Raw genomic sequence first — 13,742 nt, 5'->3', positions numbered from 1 at the left:
CCCATGCCTTACAGAACATCTTTTCGATTCCTGATCCTTCTGATTGTAACCCTGCGGACCGGCTTCGCCTTTTCGCAATCCATTGATTTATCCAAAAGCCAGATTTTCAGTCCGAACGACAAAACTACATTGTTCCGAAGCATCGAAGTTTTGCAAAATGAGGTCGAAAAGCGGACGGGTATCAAACTACCCGTAGCCAAAAAACTGCTGAAAAACGGAAATGTGATCCTGGTCGTATCCGAGAGCGAGCTAGGCAAATTGCCGGAGCCATACAGAAATGCCGTTTCCACATTACCCGAATCAAAAAGTGAGGGTTTCAAACTGGTCGTGGGTCCCTCGAACACCATAATTATTGCCGGAAAAGATGCCCGGGGGATATTATACGGCGTCGGTCGGTTCCTAAGGAAAGCGGAAATGACCAGCGGCAAATTGCAGATTGATGGCCGGCTGGCGATCAGCACCAGTCCACGGTACCCGATGCGCGGCCACCAGCTCGGTTACCGCCCCAAAACCAATGCCTATGATGCATTCACCGTTGCCGGTTTCGACCAGTACATCCGCGAACTGGCGCTGTTTGGTGCTAACACGATTGAAATCCTTCCGCCTCGCACGGACGACGACGCTACCAGCCCGCATATGAAAATATCTGCCGCACAAATGATCGTCGAGCAATCGCGCATTTGCAAATCATATGGTCTCGAGGTATCGATGTGGTACCCGAATATGGGTAAAAACTACACCCACCCGGATTCCATCGCAAAGGAACTCGCCGAGCGCGACCAGGTATTTGCAAGTTTGCCCAAACTCGACGGTCTGTTCGTACCCGCGGGTGATCCGGGCGAATTGGAACCCGACGTACTTTTCGCATGGCTGGAAAAAGAAGCGGCCTTATTACAGAAATACCATCCAAAAGCCAAAATCTGGGTTTCGCCCCAGGTATTTCGTCCAACCCAAAAATGGTTCGACGCGTTTTTCAGTCATGCGAATAAGGAATATCCCTGGTTTGGTGGCGTAGTATTCGGGCCATGGGTAAAAATTCCGGTACAGAAGATCAGGGAGATGCTTAAACCTTCGATCCCGATCCGGCATTATCCCGACATCACGCATAACTACTCGGCGCAATATCCGGTACCGCATTGGGACCTCGCGTGGGCGATGACGCTCGGGCGCGAGAGCATCAACCCGCGTCCATTTGATGAAAAAGCCATCCACAATGCACTGGATCAATACGGGATCGGCAGTGTAAGCTACTCTGAAGGTACCAACGACGATGTCAATAAGTTTGTGTGGAGCGATCAGGATTGGGACCCGGAAATGCCGGTCATCGAGACCTTGCGCGACTATTCCAGGCTCTTTTTCGGCCCTGGATATAAGGAAACAGGCGCACAGGCGATCGTCGACCTTGAAAAGAACTGGCGCGGCGAGGTAGTCGACAATGACGGGATCGGCATTACGCTCCGCCAATGGCAGTCAATAGAAAAGAATGCGCCTTTGAAATTAATGCAAAATCCAAGGTTCCAGATGGGGCTGATCCGGGCTTATTTTGACGATTACACCCGCCAGCGGCTGATTTACGAACTTGAACTGGAACAACAAGCCCGACGCGCACTGGCATCTGCCGGCACGTCCGGGGCCGTGAAAGCGATACGCAATGCAGAGGGTCTGTTGGAAAAGGCCTGGAAAGAACGTATCCTTCCGGATCATCAGCAAAAATGCTACGACCTGGCCGATTCACTATTCAAAAGCATCGGTGCACAGCTGACTATGAAAAAACACGGCGCCATGTCCGGCCGCGGTAATTTTGTGGATCTGATCAACATGCCGCTGAACGATGCACCCTACTTGCTGGATCAATTCAAAAGGATTGAAAAGCTGACCAGCGAGGCCGAAATGCTGCGGGAAATCGATCAGCTGTTGCATCGCACAGACCCGGGCCCGGGTGGGTTTTACGACCATTTCGGCGATCCGGAAAGCTGGTATCGGGTGGTTCCGGCCCTGTCCTGGGAGCAAGATCCGGGTAGTTTGCAATCGCCCCGGATCGGTTTCGGCGTCGGCTTGGTGGGAGAAGAATGGGTGGATGAAATTCAGGCCACCGGTTTCAAAGGACAGATAACCCCGCGCGCCTGGATGAAGCAGGCCAAAACCCTCTACGACCAGCCATTGCAAATCCGTTACGACAACCTCGACCCCGATGCTACTTACCGAATCCGCATTTCCTACACAGGCCGCTTCCGCTCGCGTATGCGCATGACCACCGACGACGGCCAGACAATCCACGATTTTATCCAAACCGGCGAACAGCCCACATTCGAATTCAATGTACCCAAAGCAGCCACTGCCGACGGCAAAGTCGTTTTTGAATGGACCTGCGGCGAGGGCGAGCGCGGCTCGCAGGTGACGGAAATATGGTTGATGAAACAATAATTGAAGATCTCACGATGGAATCCACATTACTTGAAAAACTGAAAAGCGGGGGCAATGTGTACGGCACCTGCATTACCTCCACCGGCCCGATGTGGCCCGCAGCTGTGAAGAAAACCGGCGTCGACTTTGTATTCATCGATACCGAGCACATCCCCCTGGGCAGAACGGAAATGGCCACATTATGCCAGCAATTCCGGCATTTGGGCATTACACCCATCGTCCGCATTCCGTGCCCCGATCCATATCTTGCCTGCCAGGCCATCGATGCGGGTGCAAAAGGCATCGTAGCTCCCTATCTCGAATCAACGGCGCAGGTAACGGAACTGGTCGGTGCTACCAAATACCGGCCACTGAAAGGCGAGGTTTTACAGGATTACCTGAGCGGGGCCGTGCCAGTGCCCGAAAATATGCGGGACTACGTGGCAAAATACAATGCGGGAAATATCTGCATTGCTAATATCGAAAGCGTTCCGGCGATGGATAACCTGGATGCATTACTGTCGGTACCGGGGCTGGATGCTGTTTTCATCGGCCCGCACGATTTGTCGGTAAGCCTTGGATTACCCGAGCAATACGACCATCCGGAGTTTGAGAAAGCCGTTTCCTACATTATCCGCACCACACGTGCCAAAGGGTTAGCCATCGGCATCCACTTCTCGCTCGAACCCGAAAGGCAGATCCAATGGATGAAAGAAGGGGCGAACATCGTCGTACACAGCTTCGATGTAGCGCTTTTTGTCCAGAAACTGAATGCGGATTTTGATAAAATAAAAATGGCGGCGGGAGATACACCAGCCGCCAAAAGCGATAGTTCCATGGTGGTTTAAAACCTATTTCCCCTGCCACATCATCAGTCCTTCGATCAGCGCAGTCAGCTGTTCGAAGGGCATGTTGGGCGTCAGGTACGCGTGCGGGCCCATGGGGTCGTCCTGCCAGCTGTTATTACCTCCGTCAACGATGATTCTCCCGCGCTTTACACCAAAATAAGGCTGAATTCCCCGGACAGCCACCAACACCGCCGTTTGGTCCCAGCTCATCCGGCCATCTGCATCGCCTTTGGACAATGGCATGGCCATCGCGAAAACATCTTTCACCGGACTTTTCAGGCTTTCATTAGCGATGACGCGCTTGCCCGTTTTTATTTCTCTCCCAATTTCAAGACCGCTGAAAAGGATTTCAGTAGGCCATTCGGCAAAGACTTTGCCCGACGCGACTGAGTCGACCAGCACATTATATTCACGTCCTTTCGGAAAGCTGCCCGCCATCGACACGAGTTGCTTTACCTTCTTGCGGACAAGGTTAACCCCCGACAGCTGTGAATTGGCATCCGGCGCGGAGTCCAGCAAATCTGCTAGATTGGTCAGGAAGCCAACGGTAACAATGGTGACACTCTGATCAGGCTGCCTGGCGAGGATCTTCCGATAAGTTTCCACAGCATCCGGCGCATCCGATGTTTTGGCAATTTTGTGCGGGTACTTTTCCACCAGCATTTCCGGCCATTTTTGAGTGGCGCCGAAACTGGCTCCTTTTCCCTTGGGGGCACCGGTAGGCAATTCGGGGCGGCCGAAGTAGGTATTGAGGATTTCAATAGTAGGTACTACCAATTCATTTTTATTGGAAGAAATCACCGCCAGCGGTTTTACCTCCCCTTTGTCGGCTAATGCGTGCATAACGGCCATCGCCCCTACGTCATCGTAATCCGGACCAATATCGGTATCGAGGATCAGCGAATTGACCGGTCTTCCGGTTTGAGCATAAGAATCGGCGAGTGTAAAGAGGCAAAGGATCAGTAAAACTTTGTTCATGACATTCATTAGAAAAAGCGGTCTGTTGTAAAGCTATTCGCTTTTGCCTGCCAATATGCTGCATCAGCAGGATTTTTTGGAGGATAGCAAGGGTTACATCAGTTTTTCAACACCTGGAATGCCTGTTTTGTTTCTCCATTCACTACTTCCAGCACATATATTCCCTCTTCAAACTCGCGGCCTGACAGATCAACGTGGCGTTTCGGAGCTGCATTCAATGTCTCACCGCCGAGTTGCTTTAAAATTCTTCCTTGCAGGTCATACACATTCACGGACACCGAGCGGCTTGCAGGAACCTCGTCGCCCAGGTAGAAAACGCCTTTGGACGGGTTAGGATAAACCGACCATTCGGATTGCGCTTCGAAAGTGACCGATCGTACGCGGGAATATTGGTAAGTACTGTCGATATCCATCATTTTTAGCCTGTAATACAAAGTTCCCCATTTGCCTGGCAACTGGTCTGTGTATTCGTATTTCCGGCCGCTTTTCAAATTACCCTCCCCGGAAACCTGCGCCAGCCGGACGAATTTTCCTTGCCGGTAAGCCTCGTCACCGGTAGCCACTTCAATATCGAAATGATCGAAATTTTCTTCGGAAGCAGTTTCCCATTCCAGCAGCACGTCTTTCGATTGTCCGTCGTTCTGCTTTTTCCGGGCATTGAAACTCACCAGTTCAACAGGCAAAGCACCCGGGTTTCCCACAAATCCTTTCGAAAGCCAGAATTCCGAAAAAGATTTCAACTTCATTTCGGCATAATATCCTTTGTCGTACGGAACGATCGTCACTTCCCCCGCCGGGTGAAACGACCACCCGCCTTCGGTACTATTGGCTAGTGAGCCATCCTCTTTCGACGGGTTGGGAGCATTCCGGTATTTGGAAATACCAAGCTCAAACGGATTCACAGGTTTGCCGCAAGTCCCGCAGCCCACAGCATTGATCAACGCCTCACTTTCGGTTTCGAGGAAGTAGAACCGGACGGTCGCCAGGTTCGCGAGCTCGCTGTTAGCCGGTTTTACCGTGAAATTTCTGTCGAGATAATACTGTCCATTGCCATTTCTGACCCCTACCGTGTTCAGATACGACTGTATTTCGGTATTACCCATATTCTGCCCATTCGGGTTAATGGACGCTATCAGTTTCCCGCTGCTCGTAAAGTTCACCCAACCCGAACCGGAAACCTGCTGAGTAGCCACTCCGCCGGCATTGTCGAGGATCGGTGCAATCCCGTCAAAAATGTGAATGTCGTCCAGGGCGATTCCTTCGCGGTGGGTAAAACCGTCGGAAATCAGCACAAAACGCAGTTTGAGGTTAACAAACCCGGTAGGCAGCGCCATACTCGCCACGTGCCAGCGAAGGTAGTCCTGCATAGCCCAGGCCCCGTTCCCTGAATAGGTTTTGTTATACCAGTTGGTCCCCTGCCCCACCGCACCCAGGCGCGTCCACGGACCACCATTTCCGGAATATTCGATGTACACGTAATCGCAAGGCGTAGGCTCGCACACTTCCAGGTCAATGGCTGCGCTGAAACTCAACATGGGCGAAGCCAGACTACTTACATTGAAGCAGGGCGAGTACAGATACGATTCCTCCTTATCATTATATCCCCCCGCAAGGTTAGTCTTCCAGACTTTCGTTCCGCTCGCCGCCTGGTTCAATGCACTCGAAGTCGGGGTACCCCATTTCCACGAGCTATTCGTACCCTTGGCACTCCAGAAGCCGTCACCATTTTCAAAATTTTCAAGATAAGGGAATGAGCTCAGCACCGGCGCATTGAAGACTTTAACGGCCAGCGTGTCATTATCCCGGAAGCTGTCTGTCGTCAATTCCGACCAGGCTTTGAGGTTTAATGCACCCACCGCCGAAAGATCGGCCTTGGGACCGAAAGTAAAATCGATGGTCGTACGCTTGGCAATTGATGCGATCGTGTCACGGAGTATCGTGCCATTTGGCAGCGACAATGCGATTGGCAAGTTGGAAATATCCCGCGCGGAGCTGTTCCGGATGCGGATAGCGATCGTTTCCGCATTACTCAACCCACAACTTTCCGTAGGCGGTGCAAGCAATGCCAGCATCTGAATATCGTCGATCACCGAAACAATGCGGATGTCGTCAAAGGAATAGCCGGCCCCGTTGCTGTAATCGGAAGTGATCATTTTCCCCCATTGCCCCCAACGGACCTGGAAGCTCGACGAGAAATTTTTCGCATTTGCCGAAAGCAGCGCACTTACTTCGAGCGGAGGGGTGGTCTTATATCCCTGGGTCGTGAGGTTCTGGTTTGCAAAAAGATCATAAGCCTCGATCCAGGCGTCGGTGTCCTTGCCCCTTATCCATACTTTATTGTTACTGTTCGTTTTCTGCCCGTGGTTTTTATACGAAAATACCAGCCGCAAATCATCGGTATTGATATTGTATCCCGCCAGGTTGAAAGTGCCTGTCAGATAACTCGTGTTACCCGCCGAATACGCCCGGTTCGCATCGAGCGTCAACGCTTTCTGACCGGACGCCGCCAAACCGGTGTTGATAAACGTCCTGATCCTTCCGGCGTCGGTGTCGGCGTTGAAATCGTATCGCCCATCCCCTGTAAGCCCCATTTGTGCAACGGTGACATTCTGTACAGGCAGGTTCTCCATGTCATCATTAAATGGCAATGCCAGCTGGTCGTTGGGTAGCTGCCTGAAAAGCTTCACCAGCGTATCGTTCGCGGAAACATTATCCGAATTGCTATGGATAAATACTTTGAAATTATAGTCCCCGGGATTGGACAAATTGGCGCCCACTGCGAAGGTGTGATCGTAAGTCTTTCCTTTTTCAATAAAAGGCGTGATCGTTTCGACCGGTACGCCCACACCATTGAGTTCGTACCCTACGTCCAGCGAGCCATTGAAATCCACATCATCGAGGTTCTTGATTCTGATTTTGGCAAAAACAGTTCCGCTCAGTTCTGTCGAGGTATTTTTCCGGCCCGACGACGCCGGCGTCACGATGGATTCTATTTTGAGGTCATTGTCTGAAATGCTGCCGGCGCATGTACCGGTATCCGGCTTCCGCGAAATGGCCAGTGCCCGGCGCCCGGGTTGCCCATTCACGCGTGCCCTTACGGAAACGTAGTAAGTTGAATCTTTCACTAATCCGCCCAAAGCATACGTAATTCCGGAGGTAATGGCCACGGGCACCATTTCTTTTCCTTTCAGCATCATTACCTCGTAGTCCGTCGCACCTGTTACGGCTGTCCAGTCCAACGAAATGTAGCCTTCGCATTGCAGCGCCGATAGCGTGACACTCGGTACTCCGATCACCGTGAAAGGTTCGGAAATACTCTGCGCGCCCGTGCTGTTCTGGATCACCCGCACACGCACCTTATCCGAGCGCATACCCACCGGTACGGACCATGCAAGCTGGCTGGTACCCGCCGCCACCGTGGTCGAAATATTTGTCCATACTATGCCATTATTGCCGCTGTATTGCACGGTGAAGGTACTGGCACTGTTCCCGAAAGCATCCCATGAAATGTACATCGGGTCGCCGTCTTTCAGCCGCTCTCCACCCATCGGATTGGTAATGGCCAGTGAATTGGGGATGATATCATAAACCACAAAATACTCCTGAGACGGCGATTGCCCTACGGTGGTTCCCTTAACGGAGACAGCGTAGTTGCCCGCTGCCGGACTGTTGATCACCACCTGTTCCATATTATTGCGGTTATCAACACCGGTAGTCGCCGCATTATCGACACTGCCGGCAGCCGGATTGAGTAGTTGGGGAAGGATTGTATTAGAGGAAGGGGTTGTTACCTGAAGATCAAGATTGTGAACCAGGTTTTGAGAAGCCAGCGTACTACCTGCCGGATCGTTCCAATACAGCATTACTTTAACCCGAGCCGTATTGGCCGGGACGTTGATGGAAAAAGTATTGGTTGCCTGATGCGCAACCTGGCCTGTCGTATAACTCTGCGACTCGAGCATCTTGACTGAACGGAGCAAGTTCAGCCACCCGTACCCGAATCGATAGTCGGGCCCTTCGTTCCCTTTGTCGACGGCGCCGTTCACCAGCAGCGCTTTCATCAAACCATTCTTGGGATTCTGGTTTCCGTTCAGCTGCCGGTACCGCTCATACAGCATTGCTAACCCTCCCGACACAGCCGGGGTAGCCATACTTGTCCCGCTTCCGCTGCCATACAGGTTAACAGGAATCGTGGACATAATACCACTTCCCTGGGCGGTAATTTCCGGCTTCAATCTGCCATCTTTTACCGGCCCACGACTTGAGTTCGCCACAAGTCCGCCAGTTTCGCCGGTAGCGCCGACGGTGATGACATTTTTCGCCGTCTGGTACCCTCCCAAAACAGTTCCAAAACCCACAGCAAACGGTGCGCAGGTGGTGGAACCGCTGTTTCCAGCGGCAAAAACATGTTGCAGGTAAGGCATTTCGAAAGCCTGCTGGTCCAGAATGTACGAGTAGAGGTCATAGGCCCCGTTTGTTTCGCAAGTAATCACGTCCGATCCGTACGAATTATTGGTGATAACCATGCCAAAATCCTGCACATACTGGGGCGCATACGCCAGAATCGACGAATAGCTTTGAGCTACAACCGTCGCTTTGGGCGCGTAGCCCGCGTAACGCTCATCCATAATGCCTGCCCCCGCCATGGTACCCATTACGTGAAGACCGTGCGAACCGGCGTCAATAGGTGCCCTGTTGATGATCCGGCTATTGAAATCCACATGCCGTAAGGGATTGGATTCGTCACCGATCCCGACAACTACCCCCGCTCCTGACAGATTCCTGTTCCCGGGAAGGGCCGATTTCAAAACATTCGCCCGGCCATTGATAGTACTTTTATTATTCAACTGACGATCTGGCTGCGGCACTGCCTGTACGTATTGCACAAATGGTTGCCCGGCAAGTGTTTTCAACTCCTTCACCGGCACTCTGACGGTTAGGATCTGGTAGTTTTTGTACTGGTCCGAAACCAGTTCGTATTGCCGGCTTCGCAATGCAGCCTGTACCTCCTCATAACTGAAAGATTTAGGATAGCTGATCCACAAGTCGATGGTTGCAGGCCCCGAAAATGCATGGGACGGAATATTACCGCTGGCAAGCCCGGGCTGCATTTTTTGCTCAGCGCTTAGCTCCACGATGGCCCTTCCTTTGGTTCTTGCCAACGCCCCGGGATTACTACCTGCCGCTATCGTCGCCGTGTAGGCATAATTTGGCAGATATTCAAGAAGTTCGATACCCTCACGCCTCAATTCCTGTCGCTCTTCTTCGCTGGGAATGTCGTCGAATTGGATTACTACGAAGGACTTCTGCCCGGCGGTCGAAAGCCTGAATGCCGCATTGGAGCGACCGGATGCCGATGAAATATTTCGCTCGGGTAGAATTGAACCACTTTTGAGGAGAATTTGGTAGTCCTGACGCTTTTGACCTTTAACATGGCCAGTCAACAAGCTCGCTAGCAATAGTGTGTAGTAAAGATTTTTCCACTTCATAATTTTTGGTACAGATAAAGGATAGGTAATTCTACTTCATTCCACCTAATTATGCAAATTAATTCGGCCATTGTTTAATATAAATTAACCTGCCCATAAAACCAGCTGAGACACAGCCCGATGAGGCAGTACCAGCATGCAAACCCTAGATCGTATACGCGAATTTACCCCGTCCTAATTCGGTACGCGTTTGTAATTAGCAGGTGGCTGGTATAACTTAGCAGCCCTAATTTTTACCGTTGTTGCACGCATCCTTATGAACTTATACGGCCTGATCGGATACCCGCTTACGCACTCTTTTTCAAAGCGATATTTCACGGACAAATTCGTCAGAGAGAAAATCAAAGAGAGCAGCTATGAACTTTTTGAGATGAAATCCCTGGAAGAATTGCCCGAATTGCTGAAAAAGAAGCACGACCTACGCGGATTGAACGTGACAATCCCTTATAAAAAGGATGTGATCGCTTATCTCGACGACCTCGACGACGCCTCAGCCGAGCGCATAGGAGCTGTGAATACGATCAAAATTTACGCCGACGGCAGCACGAAAGGTTTCAATACGGATTACTACGGTTTTCAGCAATCGCTTGTGGAATGGTTTGATAAGCGGGGCGAATCCTGCAAAAACATCAAGGCGTTGGTGCTCGGTAACGGCGGTGCAGCCAAGGCGGTGCAGGTTGCGTTAAAAGACCTGGAAATGGAGTATACGCTGGTTTCCCGCCAAAAAAGCGACGACTGCGTAGCGTATGAAGGACTTACCCAGGAAATCATCGAAAACCACCGGCTGATTATCAATACGACCCCATTGGGAACTTTCCCCAAAACGGAAGAATGCCCCCTGATCCCTTATCAGTGGGTTACAAGAAGCCACTACCTGTACGACCTCGTGTACAACCCTGCCGAAACACTGTTTCTGAAAAAAGGCAGCGAACAGGGTGCCGCTACGATGAACGGGCTGAAAATGCTGGAATTGCAGGCTGAAAAAGCCTGGGAGATCTGGACGACCGAGGAAAATCTCTGGAGTATTTAAGTCCGGTTGTAGTAAGTCCACAAATCATCGCCGATTTGCTCCGAACCTTTGAACAAGCCCCGGGGAGCAGGAGCTGCGACGCCGTTGCCGATGGCCAGTGTACCCTGGCAGCGCCTGATTTCATCCCACAAACCGCTTTCCAGGAATGCGTTGATCACCGCGGCACCTCCTTCAACCAATACCGATTGTATCTTACGCCGGTGCAGGCCTTCCAACAGTTGCGCTATTTCGTCACTTTCCCGACTAACTTTCAAATAAGCCGTCGAAGGTAATGCAAAGCGTTCGGGCTCTGCCGGGATTTCGGTTTCGCGATCGTAGTTGACGACGATTGTACTTTGCGAATTATCGAGCAAATGAAGTTGCGGAGGCAGTTGCAGCCGCCGGTCGGTAACGATCCTAACCGGGTTCGTTCCTGCCCAATGCCGCACATTAAGCCGTGGATTATCCATCAATGCGGTTTTATAACCTACCATAATGGCATCCTCTTCGGTACGCCATTGGTGAACGCGCATACCTGACAACGCCCCGCTGATCTGCACAGGATCGCCCGCCTCATAGCCCAGAAATCCATCTGCCGTTTCGGCCCATTTAAGGATAATGTAAGGTCTTTTGAGGGTCATCGCTGTAAAAAAACGCTTGTTCAGCTCCAACCCGCGCGATTCCAGCACATGGCGTTCCACTTCAATGCCGGCTTCGCGCATTCTGTGAATGCCCCTGCCGGAAACTAATGGGTTAGGATCATCATTGCAAATGACCACTTTTTTCAGTTGGCGGCTCACAAGCAGATCAGCACACGGAGGGGTTTTGCCGGTATGCGAGCAAGGTTCCAGTGTAACATACGCCGTTGCTTGTGGCAGCAAATGCGAATTACCCTTAGCGTCCGCATCCTCGATCGCCCGTACTTCCGCGTGTGGACCGCCGTACGCACGATGCCAGCCTTCACCTATAATCCGGCCTTCATGAACGATCACACAGCCCACCATCGGGTTCGGGCTCACTGCGCCACGGCCATATTCAGCGAGCAGCAGGGCTCGTTCCATCCATTGATTGTGCGTCTCCATGTGGCAAAAATACAAATGCCCTTTTAAACTCAACTTTCGGGAGTTCCCATAATTTGCTAACTTTCCGACATTGGATCAAAATCAGTGAAAATGACTTCCGCACGCCAGCTTTATTTATATATAGTAAAAAACATCACAGTTTATCCGGAAAAAGAGGCTCAGGCAATCTCGTTTATGCTGTTGGAGCATTATATGCGCCTCCGCAATATCGACGTGCTGGTGGACCGCCCGATCGCCGACACCACGGCTCAGCCCGACTGGGATAACATTATCAAACGACTGAACAACAACGAGCCCGTTCAGCATATCATCGGCTCCACCGAATTTTGCGGCCTCGAATTCCGCGTTTCTTCGGCAGTGCTCATCCCGCGCCCCGAAACCGAAGAGCTGGTGCAAATGGTGACACGCGACTATGCGGAGCCCGACAAGAACATCTCTATTCTCGACATCGGAACCGGCAGCGGCTGTATTGCCATCGTACTCGCGCGCTTTCTCCCGCACGTGAGCGTACATGCGTGGGACGTGTCGGACGAAGCGCTGGAAGTAGCGAAGGAAAACGCCCGCCAGCTCATCGCCGATGTGACATTCGCGAAGCAGGATATGCTCAACGTGACATTCCCGCTACCCGGCAACATCGTACAGTTCGACTGCCTGGTCAGCAACCCGCCCTATGTGACCTATTCCGAGGCTGAAAGCATGCGTCCGAATGTGCTCCGTTTCGAGCCGCACGAGGCGCTGTTTGTGGAGGACAGCGACCCGCTGCTTTTCTACAAAGCCATCGCGGATTTTGGCGTACACCATTTGAAACAGCACGGCAAATGCTATGTCGAGATCAATGAGCATTTCGGTGCGGAAACCAAAAAAGTTTTTGAAGAAAGGAATTACAAAAACGTGGAAATCCTTCGTGATATCAATGGTAAGGACCGCTTTGTAAGAGCTATCTGGGCCTGATCCATTTAAAATTTTGACCCAATTTTCATGTACATAGAAAAAATCAGGGAGGTGCTGGATGAAATGGGCAAGGTAGTTGTGGGCCAGGACAAGCTCCTGAACCGACTGCTGATAGGCCTTTTTACCGGTGGTCACATCCTCCTCGAAGGCGTCCCGGGACTGGCCAAAACTTTGACCATCAACGTCATGGCCAAAGTGCTCCACCTGGAATTCAAGCGCATTCAGTTCACACCCGACCTGCTTCCCGCGGATTTGATCGGGACGATGATCTATAAACCCAAAATAGGCGATTACGAGGTCAAAAAAGGGCCTATTTTCTCCAACCTCATCCTGGCCGACGAGGTGAACCGCTCCCCGGCCAAGGTGCAATCCGCATTGCTCGAAGCGATGCAGGAAAGGCAAGTCACGATCGGCGACGAAACGTTTCTCCTCGACCGCCCCTTTGTAGTACTCGCCACCCAAAACCCGGTGGAACAAGAAGGTACTTATCCGCTACCGGAAGCCCAGATCGACCGGTTCATGATGAAAGTCTACGTCGATTACCTCGACAAGATGAAGGAGCTGGAAGTCATGCGCCGGATGTCGGATATTAATTATGAATACAAAATCCGGCCGATTTTAAATAAAGAAGAAATTTTCGCAATTCGCGACGAAGTCAACAAGGTCAATATCTCCGATACCCTCGAACGCTACATTATCGAACTGGTATTTGCCACCCGCCGCCCGCTCGACTACGGACTTCGTGACGAGGCGCGCTACATCCAGTTCGGAGCGTCGCCGCGGGCTACGATTTACCTCAATCGCGCGGCAAAAGCACTGGCTTACCTCGAAGGCCGCGATTATGTGCTGCCCGAGGACATCAAAGAACTCGCCCCCGACATTATGAACCATCGTATTCTGCTCAACTATGAAGCCGAAGCCGATGGCGTACGCACCATGACCATCATCGATTCCATTCTCCGAAAGGTTGCCATCGGGTAAT

At 51.7% G+C, this 13,742-nt stretch carries 8 protein-coding genes; 5 read left to right on the top strand and 3 right to left on the bottom strand.

Going from position 1 to position 13,742, the window contains the following annotated elements:
• Positions 1-3 precede the first annotated feature (3 nt).
• Both J7619_RS21335 and J7619_RS21330 read left to right on the top strand, forming a co-directional pair.
• Positions 4-2,424, top strand: a complete 2,421-nt coding sequence (locus J7619_RS21335; RefSeq protein ID WP_291203434.1) for a hypothetical protein — start codon at positions 4-6, stop codon at positions 2,422-2,424.
• Between the two features lie 14 nt (positions 2,425-2,438).
• Entirely contained in the window at positions 2,439-3,251 is an 813-nt protein-coding gene (locus tag J7619_RS21330) for an HpcH/HpaI aldolase/citrate lyase family protein (protein ID WP_291203431.1), read from the top strand.
• Positions 3,252-3,254: 3 nt separating this feature from the next.
• Here the strand turns inward: J7619_RS21330 and J7619_RS21325 are convergent, their stop codons facing one another.
• Positions 3,255-4,229 (bottom strand): nucleoside hydrolase, encoded by a 975-nt coding sequence (locus tag J7619_RS21325; protein WP_291203428.1) that lies wholly within the window; start codon positions 4,227-4,229, stop codon positions 3,255-3,257.
• A gap of 98 nt (positions 4,230-4,327) precedes the next feature.
• Entirely contained in the window at positions 4,328-9,718 is a 5,391-nt protein-coding gene (locus J7619_RS21320; protein ID WP_291203425.1) for a S8 family serine peptidase, read from the bottom strand.
• A 256-nt stretch (positions 9,719-9,974) separates the two neighbouring features.
• On the opposite strand from J7619_RS21320, the gene J7619_RS21315 reads away from it, so the two are divergent.
• Entirely contained in the window at positions 9,975-10,748 is a 774-nt protein-coding gene (locus J7619_RS21315) for a shikimate dehydrogenase (RefSeq protein WP_291203422.1), read from the top strand.
• On the opposite strand, the gene ribD is transcribed toward J7619_RS21315, so the two are convergent.
• Positions 10,745-11,809 (bottom strand): bifunctional diaminohydroxyphosphoribosylaminopyrimidine deaminase/5-amino-6-(5-phosphoribosylamino)uracil reductase RibD, encoded by a 1,065-nt coding sequence (gene ribD / locus J7619_RS21310; protein WP_291203419.1) that lies wholly within the window; start codon positions 11,807-11,809, stop codon positions 10,745-10,747. The two genes, J7619_RS21315 and ribD, sit on opposite strands and share 4 nt — an antisense overlap.
• A gap of 90 nt (positions 11,810-11,899) precedes the next feature.
• Between ribD and prmC the strand changes: the two genes are divergently transcribed.
• Positions 11,900-12,760, top strand: coding sequence for a peptide chain release factor N(5)-glutamine methyltransferase (prmC, locus tag J7619_RS21305; protein WP_291203416.1), 861 nt, complete (start codon positions 11,900-11,902; stop codon positions 12,758-12,760).
• Positions 12,761-12,787: 27 nt separating this feature from the next.
• A complete protein-coding gene (locus J7619_RS21300; RefSeq protein ID WP_291203413.1) occupies positions 12,788-13,741 on the top strand; it encodes a MoxR family ATPase in 954 nt (317 codons plus the stop codon).
• Position 13,742 lies beyond the last annotated feature (1 nt).

The organism is Dyadobacter sp. (assembly GCF_017744695.1).
Classification (GTDB): Bacteria; Bacteroidota; Bacteroidia; order Cytophagales; family Spirosomataceae; genus Dyadobacter.
Note: the sequence above shows the minus strand (reverse complement) of the source record. Positions and strands in the feature narration are given on the sequence as shown.